Origin of the sequence: Microcystis sp. M061S2, assembly GCF_020245605.1 — a bacterium.
In the GTDB taxonomy this organism is placed as follows: domain Bacteria; phylum Cyanobacteriota; class Cyanobacteriia; order Cyanobacteriales; family Microcystaceae; genus Microcystis.
This window is the reverse complement of record NZ_JADBUP010000005.1, coordinates 1-19,622: the sequence shown is the minus strand read 5'-3', so window position 1 is coordinate 19,622 and position 19,622 is coordinate 1. Positions and strand designations below refer to the sequence as shown.

The 19,622-nt window shown below is 40.6% G+C and carries 18 protein-coding genes; 6 read left to right on the top strand and 12 right to left on the bottom strand.

Annotation, left to right across the window (positions count from 1 at the left end):
- Positions 1–1,052: 1,052 nt before the first annotated feature.
- From IM475_RS00570 to IM475_RS00560, 3 genes are all read right to left on the bottom strand, one after another.
- Positions 1,053–1,385: a DUF5615 family PIN-like protein gene (locus tag IM475_RS00570; RefSeq protein ID WP_046662550.1), complete on the bottom strand. Its 333-nt coding sequence runs from the start codon at positions 1,383–1,385 to the stop codon at positions 1,053–1,055.
- Positions 1,382–1,606, bottom strand: coding sequence for a DUF433 domain-containing protein (locus tag IM475_RS00565; protein ID WP_002745983.1), 225 nt, complete (start codon positions 1,604–1,606; stop codon positions 1,382–1,384). Before IM475_RS00565 ends, IM475_RS00570 begins: the two co-directional genes overlap by 4 nt.
- Positions 1,607–1,845: 239 nt before the next feature.
- A complete protein-coding gene (locus tag IM475_RS00560; protein WP_287726289.1) occupies positions 1,846–2,388 on the bottom strand; it encodes a hemolysin in 543 nt (180 codons plus the stop codon).
- Positions 2,389–2,518: 130 nt separating this feature from the next.
- On the opposite strand from IM475_RS00560, the gene IM475_RS00555 reads away from it, so the two are divergent.
- Positions 2,519–2,941 carry a helix-turn-helix transcriptional regulator gene (locus IM475_RS00555; RefSeq protein WP_287726288.1) on the top strand — a complete coding sequence of 141 codons (423 nt, stop codon included), beginning with the start codon at positions 2,519–2,521 and terminating at the stop codon, positions 2,939–2,941.
- A gap of 131 nt (positions 2,942–3,072) precedes the next feature.
- Here IM475_RS00555 and IM475_RS00550 read toward each other — a convergent pair whose 3' ends face one another.
- Positions 3,073–3,504, bottom strand: a complete 432-nt coding sequence (locus IM475_RS00550; RefSeq protein WP_287726286.1) for a DUF29 domain-containing protein — start codon at positions 3,502–3,504, stop codon at positions 3,073–3,075.
- Positions 3,505–3,670: 166 nt separating this feature from the next.
- Positions 3,671–4,378, bottom strand: a complete 708-nt coding sequence (locus tag IM475_RS00545) for a DUF8619 family protein (protein WP_024970548.1) — start codon at positions 4,376–4,378, stop codon at positions 3,671–3,673.
- 341 nt (positions 4,379–4,719) lie between these two features.
- On the opposite strand from IM475_RS00545, the gene IM475_RS00540 reads away from it, so the two are divergent.
- From IM475_RS00540 to IM475_RS00530, 3 genes are all read left to right on the top strand, one after another.
- Complete coding sequence (locus IM475_RS00540; RefSeq protein ID WP_287726285.1) at positions 4,720–5,448, top strand: Uma2 family endonuclease; 729 nt, start codon at positions 4,720–4,722, stop codon at positions 5,446–5,448.
- Positions 5,445–6,890, top strand: a complete 1,446-nt coding sequence (cobJ, locus tag IM475_RS00535; RefSeq protein ID WP_287726283.1) for a precorrin-3B C(17)-methyltransferase — start codon at positions 5,445–5,447, stop codon at positions 6,888–6,890. The genes IM475_RS00540 and cobJ overlap by 4 nt, the downstream gene beginning before the upstream one ends.
- A gap of 326 nt (positions 6,891–7,216) precedes the next feature.
- Positions 7,217–8,560, top strand: coding sequence for a chloride channel protein (locus IM475_RS00530; protein WP_287726282.1), 1,344 nt, complete (start codon positions 7,217–7,219; stop codon positions 8,558–8,560).
- 120 nt (positions 8,561–8,680) lie between these two features.
- On the opposite strand, the gene tumE is transcribed toward IM475_RS00530, so the two are convergent.
- The 6 genes from tumE to IM475_RS00500 form a co-directional block, all read right to left on the bottom strand.
- The gene (tumE, locus tag IM475_RS00525) at positions 8,681–9,064 is read right to left on the bottom strand and encodes a toxin TumE (RefSeq protein WP_287726280.1); all 384 of its coding nucleotides are present in this window, start codon (positions 9,062–9,064) and stop codon (positions 8,681–8,683) included.
- Positions 9,054–9,284 carry an antitoxin TumA gene (gene tumA, locus IM475_RS00520; protein WP_002804003.1) on the bottom strand — a complete coding sequence of 77 codons (231 nt, stop codon included), beginning with the start codon at positions 9,282–9,284 and terminating at the stop codon, positions 9,054–9,056. The genes tumE and tumA overlap by 11 nt, the downstream gene beginning before the upstream one ends.
- Before the next feature lie 208 nt (positions 9,285–9,492).
- A complete protein-coding gene (locus tag IM475_RS00515) occupies positions 9,493–9,702 on the bottom strand; it encodes a DUF2283 domain-containing protein (RefSeq protein WP_287726278.1) in 210 nt (69 codons plus the stop codon).
- Between the two features lie 46 nt (positions 9,703–9,748).
- The gene (locus IM475_RS00510; protein WP_287660368.1) at positions 9,749–9,985 is read right to left on the bottom strand and encodes a hypothetical protein; all 237 of its coding nucleotides are present in this window, start codon (positions 9,983–9,985) and stop codon (positions 9,749–9,751) included.
- A 328-nt stretch (positions 9,986–10,313) separates the two neighbouring features.
- Positions 10,314–10,493, bottom strand: coding sequence for a type II toxin-antitoxin system HicA family toxin (locus IM475_RS00505; protein ID WP_002782277.1), 180 nt, complete (start codon positions 10,491–10,493; stop codon positions 10,314–10,316).
- Entirely contained in the window at positions 10,490–10,708 is a 219-nt protein-coding gene (locus IM475_RS00500) for a type II toxin-antitoxin system HicB family antitoxin (RefSeq protein ID WP_004163690.1), read from the bottom strand. Before IM475_RS00500 ends, IM475_RS00505 begins: the two co-directional genes overlap by 4 nt.
- Before the next feature lie 236 nt (positions 10,709–10,944).
- Here IM475_RS00500 and IM475_RS00495 point away from each other — a divergent pair, with 236 nt between their 5' ends.
- Together IM475_RS00495 and IM475_RS00490 are read left to right on the top strand one after the other, a co-directional pair.
- Positions 10,945–11,151 carry a type II toxin-antitoxin system HicB family antitoxin gene (locus tag IM475_RS00495; protein WP_008207114.1) on the top strand — a complete coding sequence of 69 codons (207 nt, stop codon included), beginning with the start codon at positions 10,945–10,947 and terminating at the stop codon, positions 11,149–11,151.
- Positions 11,148–11,360 (top strand): type II toxin-antitoxin system HicA family toxin, encoded by a 213-nt coding sequence (locus IM475_RS00490; RefSeq protein ID WP_287726276.1) that lies wholly within the window; start codon positions 11,148–11,150, stop codon positions 11,358–11,360. The genes IM475_RS00495 and IM475_RS00490 overlap by 4 nt, the downstream gene beginning before the upstream one ends.
- A gap of 149 nt (positions 11,361–11,509) precedes the next feature.
- On the opposite strand, the gene IM475_RS00485 is transcribed toward IM475_RS00490, so the two are convergent.
- Entirely contained in the window at positions 11,510–19,594 is an 8,085-nt protein-coding gene (locus IM475_RS00485) for a putative Ig domain-containing protein (protein ID WP_287726274.1), read from the bottom strand.
- Between the last annotated feature and the right edge of the window lie 28 nt (positions 19,595–19,622).

Sequence of the window (19,622 nt, the reverse complement as noted above, 5' to 3'; positions counted from 1 at the left end):
CCAATGCAAAGCTGAAGGAATTTGCTAACATTCCTTTGTGTTTGCAGAGCTAACTTGGTTGCGTTCTGTTCAACCGTATCACGGAAAATTGGTTGGTCATTACGAGAATTTATATCGTTATCGGGCAAGAGAATCAAAAATTTAAATAAAGGGTTGACCTGCACCAAAAACCAAGTTAAGATGAAAGATTTTTAATTTTTTGTCTCCTAGAGGGGATCAAGGTTAGGAAAACTTAGGGAATTAGTGAAATTTTGAGAGGTAATAATGCTAGTATTGACAAGGCTTTCAAGGATTATCAGCCCTCCCCGATTTCCCTCTATAGCAGCAGATAATGGTTAATAAATCTGTTTTCTTCGCTACAAAAAACCAGATTTTTAATATCAATGTTAAATGGGACTAAGGGTCAGAGATTAAAAATTATAATAGGGGCTTGATAAAGAACTAAAAATAAGCTGTTATTAGCCAAACTTAACTATAGAATCAGAAATACTGATACAGGCTAATACTAAATCCTGTTTAAAAGGGATAGGAAATTATGAATTATGAATTGGGGAGTAGGGAGTTTTTGGCTGTGAACAGTAAACAGTGAACTGAAAACCCGCATCTGATCACTGAATACTGAAGACCGACTCCTAACCCCACCAACAAGCTTTTTCGGCAAACCCTATATATATAGATGGCCGAGGTCAGAACGGGTGTGGGGTGTAGGGAAAGAAACCTCTTTCATCTGTGGTGGTGAAAATTTTTTCGTTGGGACTGACTGGAAAGAGGGTGTGGGGTGTAGGGTGTGGGGTGTAGGGAAAGAAACCTCTTTCATCTGTGGTGGTGAAAATTTTTTCGTTGGGACTGACTCCTAACCCCACGAAAAGCTTTTTCGGCAAACCCTATCTAATGTGTGTTGCGTTTCCTTCGGTCAATCCAGTGAGAAAATTAATCGTAGTAACGCACCAATTTAATGACAAAGTTGGTGCGTGGGGTGCAGATTATTGATTTTGATTTTTTAACAGAATTGGTAGCCGCAAACACGCAGCCTACCAGATCAGCGATCACACTCAACTTAATATCAGCATACTTTCTGTTTCACTATTGTAAAATTTAATAACGATTAAAAAATTATCCCTTAAAATTTCGATAATTTTTGCAGTGGGACTATTACCAATACGAAGATAGATAAATTTGGGTGGATGACCATATAATAGACTGCGCTGATGAAAATCGGCATCTTTAGAGACAATTACAAAATCGTTGAATTTGGCAAATTCCCAGATAAGTGCATCATCAGTATTGATCAGTCCTAAAGTCTTGACGTGCTGAGAATTAGAATATAAATCAATTATTTTATCAATAATACGATCTGACAAATTTTCATCTAATAACAGTTTCATAAGGAGGTGATAAATAATTTTTTCTCTCGATCAGCAGCAAAAGCCAAACAAGCTTTGATATCCTCGGAAGTTAATTCTGAAAAATCCTCAAGAATTTCTGCTTCTGTCATTCCTGCTGCTAAATATTCTAGAATATCGTACACAGTTATACGCATTCCTCGAATGCAGGGTTTTCCGCTGCGTTTTCCAGGTTCAATGGTAATAATGTTTTGGTAACTCATAATGCTTTAACTATTTTTACCTTCCCAATTATATCTTATTCGATGACAGAGATCGCACTCCGTCCCACCGACAAGAACGATCACCCTTCAACTTCGTACCACTCTTAGGGTGTGAAGTGCGAAAGCGTAACGCACCAATTTAATAATAAATTTGCTGCGTCGGGCGCGGATTATTGATTTTGGTTTTTGATCAGAATTGGTAGCCGCAAACACGCACCCTACAAAATCTGATAGTTGCATTAAACAAAGTTAAAATAACTACTATTTAATTGTAAACTACTATTATCTTGAACAACTGCTATCAAATCTGTACCATTATAAATAAGTGTATCTGAAGCACCTCCTCCAACCATATTTTGTTTTTTAAGAGTAATACCAGTTACTGCAGATACTCCACTTACTTTAACTTGAATGCGATCAACAAAAGAGGTAAAATCAGCTATTACTGCATAACCAGGCCCCATATTAAGATTACCTCGATTATTCCCAATTACAAATGTATCACGACCCGCACCTCCAACTAAAGTATCATATTCTGGGACAGTTAGACCGGGGATGCCGTAGTAATAATTAAGAGTGTCCGATCCTTGCAAAATATCGTCACCATCGCCTCCATCAAGATAGTCATTTCCTTCACCTCCCGCAAGAGTATCATTTCCACGACCGCCATATAAATGATCACCCCCATCAGCCCCAAAAATATAATCATTTTGAGCAGATCCGTAGATTATATCGCCATTTTTAGTACCAGTATAACTGGTAGGAGGAGTATAACTAAACATATTTAATTACCTCAATTAAAAAGTGGTTGTTTACTAATCATTTACAATAAGTTATAGTTCTACATCATTCAATTAGTCAACACTAGGAATTATGCTAGAATCTGACTAGGAAATTTTTAGGCAAAAATTTATGGATACCAATAATGACCCTTTTTTCCGAGCTATGAGTCAATGGGACTTAGAAACTCTTTATCTTGATCTTGCTTCTGTTAAGGGAAAGCGACTGACTCCTACTGAAAAAAAACATTTACAAGGATTACTCTGCGGTTATAGTCCCACAGAAATTGCTGAAAAACTCAAGAAGAGTCGTAAAGGAGTTGAGGTAGATTTATGTACTACACTCTATCAATACGTTAAAGAACTGGTGGGTAATAATAATGGCAAGGTAGAGAATTGGCGTAATATTGCTGAATGGTTAGAGGACGCTAGTTATAAAAGAGATTTTTCTCTTGAATACGATGCCAGTGATTCTATTTCTGCTTTCATTGTTGTGAAAAGAGCGAATATAAAGATTGAAAAAAATCAATTGATGATTGATGTCAATATTCGTTAGCAACTCCTTTGCCTTCAGAAATGTCAGCAATAAATATTGAAAATAGAGAAGAAGAAAATCACTAGGGGTTTCGGCTGGTTTTGGTAGGCAAAATGTATTCTAAGATACAGTCGTTAGGTGAGGGGATTCGTCTATCGTTCCGACAAATGAAGAGAACGATTTAAAATATCCTCAATACCGTAGGGACAAACGGGGGGAAACTCTAATCCCGTCTCTCTAAAGGCATCGGAACAAGCAACAGCATAGAGTTTAAATAGGCTTTCATCGGTTAAATATCGCTTTAAACTGGGGCTATCGTCCAAATAAAGCCTAATATTAGCTCTTTCTCCCTGAATAGTTCCCAACCAACCCCTGGATCGCCGTTGAGGTTGATAGTCCCACTTTAATAAATGATGCAAAATTAATCTGAGACTAGCGAGTAAGCGATCGCGCTCCCGTTTCGACAAATCCCGCACCTCTTCGACTAAATTCTCAATATCCAACTCGGAAAACCGACCGGAAGCTAATAAATCGGCCATTTGTTCGGCCCAAAGTCCAAAGTCTTGCTCATAGGATGCCGTCATCAATTTATCTCCTTCTAAGCTCAATTAACATTATATTAAACCTCTTGCATAATTAATTTTTGATGGTTCAAAAACAGCAAAAACAAGGATTAAATTAGCCAAAATCTGTAAATTATGATTCATTGATGACTGAGAAACTGGTATCTTTTCAAAGATCGCCGACAAATTAACGGGTTTTGCGTCTTCGGATGACATTATTAGAATAACGAGAAGGTTTTGGCCGGGGTTCTTTTCCTCCTCCTAATTCTCGACTAACTTGCTGAAAAATATCCCGTCGCAGCACAGGATATTCCCCTATCCACTGGTCGAGTTGGGGAAGATGGACATCAGAAAGCTGATTGATATCCCCTAAATCGGGTTCTCGAGACATTAACAAAGCTTCGGCCACCATCCCGGGACGGATCGATTTATGGATGCGTTTGAGGGGAGCGCGAACGATCGCCGAAAAGCCAGTTTGATCACCGATTTCTAGATTAATACAGCGTTGGCGATTTTCGATAATCTCTAATTCCCCGCGTTTATTGACCCTTTCTTCTTCCCCGATTAATTCCTCGGTAACAAAAGCATCGAAAACGCGACCGCGCCAAAACCCCCCGTAGGGAAGACGACGATAGGTATTATTGCGAACACTGGCCCAATAAACCGGACCCCAGAGCCAATATAAACCGGCGATAATGTCGAAAATCAGTTTAATCGTTAATCCACCAGGGCCGAATAAATTACCGATTAACCAAGCTGCGGTGAGAGCGATGATAGAAATGAATAAACGGCGCAGAAAATCAGACCATTTACCCCAATAGTGAGCGTACTGGGGGCCGGTGGCGATAATCGGGACAATTTGCTCGATCGATTGACGGGTAAGGGGAACCAACATTATCAGTTATCGGTTATTCGTGAATGGGTAGGCTCTAGAAGAGGACGTTTACATTTCATTTAGGTGCGCTATATCAGTTATGACAGCGTTTCTCATAACTAGATGAAGTGTAACCTAATTTGGTATCGACTACCGACTTCCCAAAAGGAAAATTTTGTACCTCACCACTAAGATAAATGCTATAGTTTTGGGTAATTGTCTATCTGTTGGTCGCCATTCATACCATTGCTAAAAGCGCAGGACTTCTGGGAAAATTTCAGTTAAAAATTAAATCCCTCAAGAAGTCCAATAAAACAATCTATAATAAAATCAATGCTGTTTTGTTCCCAAAGACTGCCACCATGACTTCTTCCCTGGCTAAATCCTTAAATTCTCAGGCTGTAACCACTCAACATTTACCCCCGTTAGAAAATGGGGATCGCTTAATTCGTCCCGAATTCGAGCGCCGTTATCAAGCTATGCCAGGATTAAAAAAAGCCGAACTGATCGAAGGAGTTGTGTATATGGCATCCCCATTAAGGTTTAAATTTCATGCTGAACCCCACGGACGTTTAATCACTTGGTTGGGAGTTTATCAAGCTGCTACCCCCCAAGTACAAATGGGTATTGAGCCAACCGTTCGCTTGGATATCGACAACGAACTACAGCCGGATGGGGTGTTATTAATTAGTCAAGAAAGCGGGGGAAAATCAACCCTAACTGTAGAGGGATACCTAGAAGGAGCGCCGGAATTAGTGGTAGAAATTGCCGCTAGTAGTGCCGCCATAGATTTAGGGGATAAAAAACGTGCTTATCGACGCAGTGGTATTCAAGAATACCTTGTTTGGCAAGTATTTGACCAAAAAATTGATTGGTTTAATTTAGAAAATGGCGATTATATTTCTTTGTTACCCAACCAAGAAGGAGTGATTTGCTCTCTAGTATTTCCGGGTTTGTGGTTAGATATTTCAGCCATGCTCAACGGCAATATGTCACGGGTGTTAGACATCTTAAAAGCTGGAATTAACTCGGTAGAACATCAAGAATTTGTCCAAAAGTTAACTGCAGCGCAGTCGGGGGAAGCTAAATGAAACCTCCAGCTATTCTGATTTTAGGAGAAACCAGTATCCCCGTGGCTCGTCAAGTGCAAATAGCCCTACCGGAAGCAGTGGTTTATGGGTTAATAGATCGTACCCATTCGGCTGATTTTACCTATACTAATTTTGGTGAAACGGTGCGAGAATTTTTCCAGATGGGAACGCCAATTATTGGCATTTGTGCGGCGGGTATTTTAATTCGCACCTTAGCACCTTTATTAACTAATAAATGGCAAGAACCGCCTGTATTAGCAATCGCAGAAGATGGTAGCGCCGTAGTGCCTTTGTTGGGGGGTTTACAAGGGGTTAATGATCTCGCTCGTCAAATTGCCTCGGTTTGGCAAATTTCCCCCGCAATTACTACGACTGGTGATATTAGATTTAAAACGACCTTATTATCGCCACCACCGGGTTATCAGTTAGTTAATCCCGATGATGCTAAGAAGTTTCTTGCCGATTTATTGGCGGGTGAAAAAGTAAAATTAATCGGTGAAGCGGACTGGTTAAAAAATAGTAATTTACCAATTTCATCAGATGCAAAATTGAGCATTGAGATTACCGATAAAAATAACTTAAACTTGGCAAAACCTAGCAGTGACTGTTTAGTTTATCTGTGGGAGGAAAGCCAGCAAATTAAGGAAAAATCCAGTTTACCTCTGGGGGATTTGGACCAGGAAAGTCAAGGTAAATTAGCCATAGTTGGAACTGGACCGGGGGCGCTAAATTGGATGTCGCCGGAAGTTCGAGAAGTGTTGGAAAAAGCCACGGATTGGCTGGGTTATAAAACCTATTTGGATTTGGTAGAATCCCTGCGAACACCAGAAATTGTCCGCCATGAATCGGATAATCGGGTGGAACTCGATCGCGCAGAAATGGCCTTAGATTTAGCGGCTAAGGGGCGATCGGTTGTCTTAGTTTCCTCTGGAGATCCGGGAATTTATGCCATGGCCGCGGCCGTGTTTGAGGTATTAGAAAAAAAAGCAAAACCGGCATGGGATGCGATCGCCATTCAGATCTGTCCGGGGATTTCGGCCATGCAAGCGGCGGCCGCCAGGGTTGGCGCACCTTTAGGCCATGATTTTTGTGCGATTTCCCTATCGGATATTCTCAAATCTTGGCAGGTGATTTCTCAGCGCATTGAGTTAGCGGCCCGAGCTGATTTAGCGATCGCATTTTATAATCCTGTGTCTCAAGAGCGCACTTGGCAATTGGAGAAGGCAAAAGAGATTTTATTACAATGGCGATCGCCGCAAACTCCCGTGGTATTAGCGCGTAATTTAGGGCGAAAAGGAGAAACAGTGACGGTGAAATTCCTAGAGGATATGACTATTAACGATGCGGATATGCGAACCATAATTTTGATCGGATCGAGCAAAACTCGCCTGATTGAGCAAGGTAAAACCAAGCAATGGGTTTATACTCCACGTCACTATTAAGTAGTCGTGTAAAATTAATTTCTTGGTTGGGATAGGCAATAGGCAAAAGGCAAGAGGCAAGAGGTAGTGTACTGCGTTGCAAGGATTTCCCTTGTAACGCGGGGAAGGAAGGGAGGCGCTCACTTTTCTCATTGCAAGATGGAACCTTGGCACGAGACAAGAGAATCCGGCAATTAATTCTCCTGTTGAGGGGGAGTGGGAGTCTGCCGAGAGAGAACCGCCGCATCGAAACGACCTAGTATATAGTAAAAACTTTCAGGGTGTTTTGCATGACTACTCAAATGGACTGGCTATCAGAACAATAAAAACTTAACTTTCCTTGCGCGATGCTAAATAACAAACTACAACTTCTCTTAACCAGGGTAGGCCCATGGGCCGTTGCTGGTCTGCTCGGCGGTTTGATCGGTTCTCTGGCCGCGGTACTGCTGACTGAAGCAATTAAGCAAACCCTCAGGATTGCCTCTGGCCTAGGCAACGTCTGGCTACTGCTGCTGCCTCTGGTGGGCGTTACCTTAGCAGTGCTAGTCCTGTTTGGACTGGGTAGAGGCCAACCCGTGCAGACCTTAGCTCCCCGCGAGGCCACTGCCTCTGGCCGCTGGGGTTCTCTCATGGCCTGGTACTCCTTCCCCCATGACATTGCTCGGGCCGATCTGACCGGTGACGTGGTGAACGCATCTGGGACCGAAGAGCGGTTCCCCTGGAATCTAGCACCGTTGCGGGCCCTAGCCATCCTCTCCACTGTTGGACTGGGTGCGCCCATGGGAACGGAATCACCGGCGGCTCATATTGGCGTGGCAACGGGAACCTGGTTGGGTAGCATAAATCCAGCCCTGCGTCAACTGGTGCGGCCCCTGGCCATCGGTGGCGGTGCGGCAAGTGTTTCTGCCCTGATGGGAATCCCTCTGGTGGGCAGCTTCTTTATGTTTGAGTTGAGTCAGCGACGCCAGGTTCCGATCACCCCGGAGCGAGTGGCGGCGATGTTAGCCGGGGGACTGGTGGGATGGGGAGTCAACGCTGCCTTTAAGCTGCAACTGATCCGGCTGGTGGTGCCGCAGGTTGCCCCGACTGACTTCGGGGATGCGGTGGCTGCCACTTTGTTGATCGGAGCGATCGCTGGCACGATTACAGCCCTCACCGGTGAGGCGATCTACTGGGCCAGAGGCTTGCGGGACAGGCCCGCCACTCGTCTCCTCATTGGTAGCCTGATGATGCTGTTCTTGGCGATCGTGATCGGACAGGTGGCGACCCCCGCAGCGGCTTTTGGACCAGGGGGAGCCGCTATCGTCTGGGCCGAAAACATTGAAACAACTCCTTATCACCTGTTGGCAGTGGCTCTGCTCCGGGCTGCGGCTACCACCGCTGCGGTTTTAGCCGGGGGCTGTGGCGGCGTGTTTGTCCCTTTTCTGGCGATCGGCGACCTCAGTGGCCGGGTGTTCGCCACCACCTTTGAGATTTCGGGGGATCTGGCCGGTGCGGCGGGGGCAGCGGCCGGTATTGCTGGCGGCTATCGCCTACCTCTGACCGCCGTGGCGATGGTGCTGGGGGTGGGGGGGCCGGGGGCAGCGCAGCTAACCTGCCTTGCTACAGTGGTGGTTGCTGCCCTTTCGGGATTGGTGGCCGCACGGGTAGCCAATCAACTCTCTAGTTCCCTGCGGGCAATGTTCCGCTAGAAGCCACCGTCAGGGGAATTACCGTGATATCCAGAGGGTGCAAGTTCTTTGCGCCCCTACTTTTGGGATTGCCGCCTAACGCAATCTACCCGATCAGCGATCGCATTAAATACGTTTTATTTACCTCAATAACTCTGTTGCTTCTTTTAAGACTTGAGTAATTTCAGGTTTGTGACAACTAATTACATCGTTTGGTAAATGCTTGTGATGGGGAAAAGTAGAAATATTGGGAAAGTGAGGGGTACTATCATAGCGAAAAACTAGGTTGTTTTTTTCATCTTGGAAATGGTAACGATAATCTAGGAATTCTAAGTAATTGTCTGTGATTACTATAGCTTCGTTTATTTCTAATAAATGGGTCTGCTTGAAACGCAGCCTAATTCTTAAATTAGCTCTTTGTGATGTCAGTATTTCTTCTTGATAACGTTCTACATAAGCATTTTCACACTGCACAATTGCTTGCTCTACTTGATTGAGGTAATCAGATAAAAGTTTAAGCAGCATGATTTAATCTTTGTTCTAATTCTTGACGCAAAGCAAGGTAATGACGATAATCGTTTGCCCATTCTATAAATATTATATCATCTGACAATATTCCCTGATTGTATTCGTTATAAAAATCTTCAGAATCCATTTTATGTTGGTTCTCATAGACGCTAAGTCGCTTGGCAACAGCAATCAAAGCATCTAAAGATGATGTATATTGAATGGTCTGTTTACGCATTTTTCTTTTACTCTAAAATAATGATATTTTGATTATAAACGATCACGCTCAAACAAAAACATAAATCGTAGGGTGCGCCATTCGATAGCGTAACGCACCAATTTAATAATGAAGTTGATGTGTTACGGCGGATTGTTAATTTGAGTTTTTTATCAAAGATTATCGCCGTCTAACGCACCCTAAAAGATCGGTGATCTCACTCAATAAGTCATTGGGCGGACAAATTTAATATTTTTCCTTGGGTTGACTCTAAAATTGAATCTCGGATAAAAGAACTAGCATTGGTAATCTCTAGGCCAATTAATTCTCCTAAATCATTAAGTTCAGCCGTAATATTTGGATTAATTTCTACACTGTTAGCTTCTGGTTCATCAGAAATAGTTAAATAAAGAATGTCTTCTTGTTCAAAGTATCTCATTTTAGGGTTACTCATGGATAGTAGATCTCCCAGTTGTTAGGCGAAATCAAATTTGTTGGCGTGTTGTCGCATGAATCGTGACAGGAGTTATAAAATTATCATCGTATTCATAAGGAATAATTACTAAACGATTATCATGCTTACCTACGGCAATAAGACGACCCGTTTCAGTATCGTAGTACCTTTCTCCAGAGTATTTGAGAATCTCTTCTATTTTAGCAAGTTCAAATCCTCTCAGTTTGGCTCGATATTGTAAGTAATCCGACCAGATAATATTCGGCATTATGAGCAGACTTTGCTAATTATCTGTTATCTATTTTAATCTAAATTCTCCTTCCCAAACCCCCAACACCGTAACCATAACCTTAAGGGTGGTGCGTTCCCCAATATCAAATCATGTCGCAGTCGCAAAGGTTTCAGGGAACGCACCCTACCAGATCGGTGATTGCGCTATTTTCACCTTCCCAATTATATCTTATTCGGTAACACAGAATAATAAAGTTGGTGCGCGGGGCGCGGATTGTTGATTTTGTTTTTTTAACAGAGATTATCGCCACAAACACTCACCCTACAAGATCGGCGTACTGCTAGGCAGTACCTTCGGCATCGCACTATTGGGCATTCAGGTTTCTGAGAATTTTTTGTGCTAAAAATTCTTTGATTTCTGTATGTCGTGGTACAGCTTCAATCACCCCAGTTTGAGGGTTAATCCAAAGAGAATGAGATGCACCCTCTCGCTTAAGATAACAACCAGCTTTCCGCAACTTTTTTTCTAATTCTTGACGTTTCATGGAATGGAAATTGTCTCCTCGATCGCCTCTTTCGGTAGTCCTCGACGAATATCAGCTAAACGATCTTCAAAAATTAGTTGAATAGCACTTTTTAAGCTTTCTTTGGCTTCTTCAATGGTTTCTCCTTGACCATTTGCACCTAGGACTTCAGGACAAATCGCCCAGTATCCCCCTTCTGTTGCTGCTTCAATGATGGCGGTGAATTCTCCTTTCATGACAATCTCCTTTGATAATTTATGAATTATTCGATAAGTAGGTAGGCGTTAAAAGTTGTCAGATGCCCCCCTTATTAAGGGGGGATTAAAGGGGGGACTAAGGGGGGATCGGCACCCCCCTTATCAAGGGGGGCAGGGGGGATCGAACCTAAAATCCATTTTTAATTTAATTATAACCAGCTACTTACTATAATACCATAATCAAGACAGAAGTTCATCAAATAGGTAATTATCAAATGAATTATAAGATTGAAATAGAACAAGAAGAAGATGGACGATATATTGCTGAAATCGTCGAACTTCCGGGAGTTTTAGTTTATGGCAATAGTCAACAGGAAGCTATTTCTAAAGTTCAAGCCCTTGCTTTGCGTGTCTTAGCCGATCAACTTGAACAGGGAGAACTTCCAGAAAATCACCTAAATTTATCATTTGTTGCTCTATGAGTCAATGGTCAGCAACGAAAGCTAAACAAGTTTTAAAAGCATTAAAAAGCATAGGTTGGAAAATTAAACGACAGACAGGCTCTCATAAAACTTTAGAAATATCTGGCTGGAATGATGTCGTTTTTGCTTTCCATGATGGCGATGAAATTGGACCTAAAATGTTAGCAAGAATTGCTAAATTAACAGGATTAACTCCCGATGATCTCTAATTTGGGTTAACAAATGATCGCAATTCTACAGCGAAAGCGTAACGCACCAATTTAATAATAAAGTTGGTGCGTTACGGCGGATTGTTAATTTAGGTTTTTTATCAGAGATTATCGCCGCCTAACGCACCCTACAAGATCAGGCGATCGCACTAAAACAACATACTTAAAAACTCAAGCAAATTTAGTCCATTCAAAATTGCTCCAAGCTTTTCTAATCTTACAGGGAAATAAGGTAAATACAATGGACTAAAAGGACTTGATGGACGTAATAAAAATGGAATTACTCTTGTCAAAGTAAATATTTTAACATACTCAATTAAAGCCACTTCCCCACTAGGATCGATCGCATTTACCGGATTAACCCCAGCGTATAAATAATCATGCAAGGTTATCGGCTGATTATTGTAACCCTCAAAGGGATCAACGGAAGCAAAACGCCCTGTATTAGGATCATAATACCTTGCTCGTAAATAATAACCATCTACCGCATCATCAAACTGCTCACCCGCAAACAGATAATTATTATCCGCATCCCCTACTTTACGGGTTAAATTACCATAAGCATCATAATCATATTCTACAATGCCAGAACCATTATTACCCGTCATCAAACGAGTGCTACCTAAACCATCCACTTGATAGTAAATCCGATTTGCACCGTCCTCTTGAGAGATTAAATCCCAACCGTGAGTATAGGTATTATTAACTGTACCATTAGTTTGATATTCCTCAATCACTTGGGCGTATTGCTGTTGATTATTGTCGATTAAGAAGCGAGTCACCTCACCATCCACATCAATCGCCACTCGGATACCATTGTGGTCATATTCAAACTCAATGCGTCCGGTTTCGCCGTTTTCCGTGACTTCTACTGCGGTTAATTCACCCTTAGCATTCCACTCATAATTAGTGGTAGTTGCGCCATTTTCTACCTTAGCAAGGAGATTACCTTCATCATCGTATTGATATTGGGTAATATTTCCGCCAAGGATTTCTTTTAATAATCTGTCGTTTTTATCATAGTTATAGGTGGTTTTACCTGCCACTGAATCGACTTTTTCTAAACGATTTCCTACTGCATCAAAACTATAAGTAATCGTTTTGTTACCTGCTACACTGTCAGTAATTTTCTCTTGAGTTAAACGATAGAGATTGTCATAATTGTACTCCACTGTACGACCATCATTTTCTACCACTTTCACCCGATTACCCATTGCATCTAGGGTATAAGCATAACTAGAAATAATACCCGTAGAGTTGCGGTTTTCGAGATAGGTTAAGCGATTTAATAAGTCATATTGTTGATTTTCAATCACCCCATTGGGGAAGACTGTTTTAATCAAATTACCCACCGTATCATAATCGTAGTCTGTTACTCCATTATCGGCATCTTTAACAGTATCAAGGCGATTCAACACATCATAAGTATAAGTAGTTGTGCCTGAAGGTACGGTTAAGGTAAGAATATTACTAGCCTTGTCGTAAGTATAGCTAATAGTACGGTTATCGGGTTCGGTACGACTAATTAATCTGTCACGCTCATCATAAACATAATTTGTCATCCCTCGGTTATCGATAACGGTAGCTAATTCCCCCGTCAAGGTATAGGTAAAGGTTTCCGTAGCTGTACCATCAGAGAAGGATTTTTCGGTTAACCAATTACGCTCATTATATTTATAGGTGGTGACTGCTCCATTAAAGTCAGTTACTTTGATTAAATTACCGATTTTATCGTGAATTGTCTCGTTACGTTGTCCACCAGGTAAGATGGTAGCTTTTAGACGGCGTAAACTGTCATATTCAAACTTAGTTATATTACCATTTGCGTCTTTTTGCTCGATTAAATTACCCACTAAGTCATATTTATACTCAGTACGTTGATTTAAAGCATCAATTACCGCCGTTAGTCTTCCTAAAGCGTCATATTCATAATTAGTGGTATTTCCTGCTAAATCTGTTTCTGCTATCACTCGTCCTAAAGGATCATAAGTGGTAGTCATTACAGTTTTATTAGCGTAAGTTGTGGTAAGAAGACGATCAAGCGCGTCATAATCATACCCAGTGATGCGCCCTAACGCATCTGTCATGGCAATTCGTCGCCCCTCTTTATCATAAGTATAGCTAGTAACTTGATTCAGGGCATTAGTAACGGTTAAGAGGCGATCGCTCTTATCATAGTCATATTCGGTACGATTACCCAATTCGTCAATTTCGGCAATTTTTCGCCCAGCTTTATCGTATTCTTTTTTCGTGCGGGGATTATCTGTTAAATTGTCAGGGGTACTATCAGGATAAATTACTTCGATTTCTCGCCCTAATGCGTCATAAATATAGATAGTTTTACGTCCTAATTCATCAATAAAACCCGTTAAACGATCTAAATCGTCGTATTGATTTTGGGTACGAGGGTTATTGCTTAAATTATCAGGAGTGCTATCAGGTAAGATGGTTTCAATCAATAAACCACGATCATTATAACGGTATTCTGTACGTCTTCCTAATGCGTCAATTTCGGCGATTTTCTCCCCAGCGGCGTTATATTCGGTTTTCGTAATACCCCTTGCACAACCACAACTACTCCCTTCAGGATCAGCTTTTTCAATCAAGCGTCCTTGAGCATCATAGATATAATTAGTAATAGCACCCAAAGCATCAGTAACACTCGCTACTCGTCCATTACTATCATAGGTAAAGGTGGTTTTTGCTCCCGTAGGATCGGTTAATTCAGTTAAGTTACCACGATTATCATACTTAAAGTTACTAATTTTACCATTAGCATCGGTGACAGAGGTTAATAAACCATTGAGACTGTAGTTATAAGTGGTAATATTGTCCTCAGCGTCTTCCCGCTTTGTCAGATTTCCCTTCCCATCGTAGGTATAAACGGTTTGATTCCCTAAAGCGTCGGTTTCCAGCAAAATATCATTATTCGCATTGTAAGTAAAGGTTTTTGTGTTACCTTCGCCATCAGTCTCACTCAGTTTATTACCTCGACTATCATAGGTATAACTGGTAATATTGCCTTCGGGATCGGTTTCGCTAATTAAGTTATTATTGACATCATAAGTTCTGAGTGTAATACCCCCTAATTGATCGACTTCTTGAATAACGTTACCTTGAGCATCAAAAACCCGGGTAATTTTATTGCCAAAAGGATCTTTGACAGTTTGGCTATTAGTAGCATTATCAAAGGTGATATTTAATTCATTGCCATTAGCGTCAATAATTTTGCTAATCTGGCCCTTTTCGTCATATTCAGTACGAGTTGCACTGCGTCCCAAGGGATCGATAATTTCTGTTAATAAGTGTTGACGATTGGGGTCATTATATGCTAACTTAGTGATGTTGTTTGTGCGATCAGCCACTGCTACTAAATCCCCTTTAGCATCATAGCTGTATTTAATAGACTTACCATCCGGATCAATAATTTCAGTAATGCGACCTTGACCATCTCGAACAAAGTCAATTTCAGCACCCGTTGAGCTAGTAATACCCTCATCGGAGAAGGTTAATTTATTACCATTTCTGTCGGTGACATCAATTAAACCAAATTTTTGATCATAGTTATAAACCGTGCCGTCTTTGGTGGTTAATTTATATTGCGAGGGATTATAACCCAAGAAACTAAAGAGAAAGGCTCCTACTGTACCATTACTACGAATAGTTAACGGAGTGTTTTCTACTTCCAATTTATCAAATACACCAGCATCGGGAGTAAATTTAGGAGCATAAATTGCACCGAAGAAACTAGCAGAGACTGGTACAGGATTAAAAGTAAATCCAACGCGGCGGCCATCGGGAGTATTTAAAGTTACTCGTGTCCCGACGGAGAAGGTATTAGAAGTTCCAAATAAATCGGAATTAGCCTCACTTAAATCTCGTCCATCAGGGGAAGACTCGACAATTTTGGCATCTTGTAAACCTAAATCCCAACCATAGCCAAAATCTCCTTGGCTTGCACTTTCTAAGCTATTATAACGACGGACAATTTCAATGGGAATACCAGTTAAAGGAATAGATAGGTCGGTATATTCTAAAGAAAAGTCACCCGGTTTATTTTGTCCTGTCACATTTAAAATAACGCCTTGAACATTACCATTACCACTAAAATCAAAAGCGGTAATTTTTATTAGATAACTTCCATTTGCCAACAAACGAGGATCTAGATTAGCTACCTGCTGATTAGTAACATTTTGAGTGCCTTTTGTCAATAAAGTATAATCTGGATCATTTTCCCCGATATTGCTTAAATCAACTGCTTCAATCGGGGCAATTTCCACTCGATAAAATTCGAGGTTATCATCTGTGATGGTAGCAATAATATCTGTAGGTGACTTGATAATGCCTTGGGTGGCTTCTAAGTTAGTCTTGTTAATTTCAACAACAGGTGCTTTGGTATCACTGGGATCAAGTACCCGCACTTCAATTGTTTCTGTATCCTGATTACCGGCTGCATCGGTAGCAGTAGCAATAATTTGATAAACTCCTGCTTTTTGACCGACAAAAGTAGCAGTATTAATTTGTCCATTGGGACTATTAGGATTAAGAGTTAGCGGAGTTGTATTAGCCGTCAAAGTGAGGGTTTTAACTTCGATATTATCCGTTGCTCGAACTTGGAAATTAATACTTTGACCAATATTAATCAAATTACTATTAAAGCCTAATTCCACTACCGGATTAGTAATATCATCATTGCTAAGGGTTAAATTATAGGTTTGAGTGGTGATTCCCCCGCGTCCATCGCTGACTTGAATCTTCACAGGATAAATACCTTGATTTTGGGATGCAGATTGCCAACGAATACGGCCAAATTGATCAATTGTTAAACCTTGAGGCGCTTGTAAAAGATTATAGGTTAAAGTGTCGTTATCTGCATCTTTGGCAATAACATCATATTTGTAAGTAACGCCTAATTGAGCTAATTCTAACGGCTGAGAATTAATAATCGGTGCCTGATTAGGAGTAACTCGGATATAGTAATTTTGATAGGCAATCCCACCATCTGCATCCGTCGCTGTGACTGTAACTTGAAAATCACCGTTAGTGGTGTTTTGAGTTTGCCAAGTAATTAAACCTGTATTTGTATCAATAGTCATCCCATTGGGTTTAACCGTTAAATTGTAGCTAATAGCGGTATTTTCGGGATCATTAGCCTCGACATCATATTGATATAATCCCCCAGCACCAATGATGATTTTAGGTGTGCTGGTAATACTAGGTAAGTTGTTGTCTAATGTAGCTAAAACTTGTAATTGATAGGATTGGGTATTAGTCCCACCAAAACCATCGCTAACTTTGATTTCAACGGTTTGTTTTCCTAACTTAGTAGGGGTATAGGCTATTAAGCCAGTATTGGCATTAATGGTCATCCCTTCCGGGGGATTAATTAGGCTATAGGTTAGGGTATCATTATCAAAATCAGTGGCTCTTACTTCATAGCTGTAGGTATTATTAATCAGGGTAACGGTGTTAGGAGAGGAGATGATTTGCGGTGGGGTGTTAATACCTTTAGTATTGAGGAAAAATTCTTGAGTAGCAATGCCTCCTTTACCGTCAGACACTCGCAAAACTACTCGATTATTACCGATTTGATTTTGTTTCGGTTGCCAAATTAAGCTACCAGTTTCTGCATCAACTGCCATGCCTTCAGGTTGATTGAGTAAGCTATAGGTTAACCTGTCATTATTGGCATCGGTAGCAGTGGCTCGATAGGTTAATAATTGTCCTATTTGGGCAGTTTTAGGCGCTGTGCTAGTGAATACGGGAGCTTGATTGGGGATAGGTTGATCAATTTTTTGGTTGCCAAAGTTGATGTTACTAACAGTTTCTCCTGCTTTGAGTTTTACAGTATAAAAATCTGGACTAGCAATACTATCCGGTAATCCTTGTACATTAATAACATCAAAACCTGGGCTTAGTCCATTATTGTCAAGTCCAACAATTTTTATAGCTCGGACTGGTTGGTTAAAATTGATTGAAGCAAGATCAAAAATTGAAGTTGTTCCGCCATCTCCAATTCCAAGTAAGACAAAATCTTCTAAGTTAGAACTAACGTAAACTTCTGCTTGTTCTCCAGCAAATCCGATTTCTGGAATAAAAATATCGTTACCCGGTTTATCAATAATAATTTCGTCAGTAAAACCAACAGTTACATAAGAGCCTGTAGGAAGTGATAATGCTCCTAAAGTATCACTTCCTAAAATAATATCAACACTGACTAAAACAGGGCCATTGCCATCATTATCTGCTCCATAAGGTTCATTAAACGTTCCTGCTCCACTGTTAAAGTAGTCAAGAATAACATCAGCAAAACCATCTCCTAGAGAATCTGTAGGTTGTCCACCAGGATAAGTTTGTTTATAATCTGTGGGTATAATTTCCCTGACAATATAAGTACCTGCTTCTAACCCAGTGAATTGATATTTTCCGTTTTCATCTACATTAGGAGTTTTGGGATCATTAGTGGCTGTTATTTGAGAAGGCTCGTTGATATCAAGAATGCCGTTATTATTTAAGTCAAGATAAACGGTGATACCCGCCAATCCTGATTCGATAAACCCTTTGTCTCCTTCTAAATTATCAAAAAACCCTAACAATTCATCGGTCGAGGTAAAAATTCGAGTATCGGGATCAATAATTTTTAGTTGAGTTAACGATGCGCCCTTTCCTACTCCAAAAGCAGATAAATTAAATTTTTTAGCCTTTAAGCGATCAACTTCATCGTTAAACTGACCACTACCAAAACCATCCGAAAGAAAGATCATATTTCCATTTCCTTGTTGGGTTTGAATAGTATTAAAAGTATTTTCAACTGTCTGTAAAGCCGCTTCAAAGTTAGTTCCTAGAATAGATCGAAATGTTCGCAAAACATCTTCTACATCTAATATACCATTATTATTATTGTCCGCAGTTGGACTGGTAAATAACTGAACACCAGACATGGATGAATTCATGTCGGCTTGCATGGCATAACTGGTAAAAGTTACAATACTAACTCTGGCTCTATCACCTAATCCTTGAGTAATTAACTGTTTATTGAGAGCAATAAAACTAGCTATTTCTGCATCTAAAATAGTATTACTTCTATTATCGCCGTTTAAATCCCCTACTGATGTCCCGACAAAAGGATCATCCGCACTACCAGAAACATCTAAGACAAAAACCACATCAGGACTGGCACCTTGAACTAAAGATGTATCACGAAAACCATTACCGTTGGTATCTTCCCATTTAACCCCTTCAATTGTTCCTAATAAAGCATTATTTAAAGCAATAACAAACTCTTGGGTATCCACACCCCCACGATTATCCGTAACCTTAACAGAAATATCATAGTTACCAACAGTTTTACCTGCTGTATTCCAGAGAATTTCTCCTGTTAAATTATCAATGCTCATTCCTTGAGGAGCATCAACTAAAGAATAGGTTAAATTATCCTCATCAGGATCAATCGCATTAACATCATAAACATAATTTTGACTGGTACTAGCTTTAAGAATAGGTTCAGAGATGATGACAGGTGCATAATTATCCGTTTCTTCTTCTAATACCAATAAAGCATAAACCTGAGTCGCAATACCCCCCTTACCATCATCAACTTGTAAGGTTATCTCGATTTCTCCTGAGACGGTGGGAGTGAATGTAACAAGACCTGTATTTTGATTGATTACCAAACCATTAGGGGCATTGATGACAGAATAGGTTAAATTGTCATTATCAGCATCAGTCGCATTAGCATCGTAACGATATTCATTGTTGAGATTACCAGAAACGACGGGATTGGAAACGAATACTGGAGGACGATTTGGTTGAGAATCAATAACGTTGGTTACTACCCCTAAATTATAAGTTTGGGTATCCCTTCCCCCTTTACCATCTTCCACTGAAATAGAGATGTTATAATTGCCGATTGTTGGGGCTTTCCAACTCAAAACACCAGTCTTATTGTCAATGGTTAAACCATCAGGGGCAAGGGAGAGGGAGTAGAATAAGGTATCATTATCCGCATCAACGGCATTTGCATTATAACTATAATCATTCCCGACAATAATCTCTAACTCAGGATTAGTCGTAAATTCAGGAGCATTATTCGAGGGAACAGCAGAAACAATTAAGTTACTAGGATTAATGACAAAACTAATTTTTTGGCTACTACTACCTCCTTTACCATCACTCACAGTATAAACAAAATTACCACCATTACCATTAACATCTGCTAGAGGTGTGTAAAGCAAAGAAGTTAGAGAATTAATTGAAATCTCA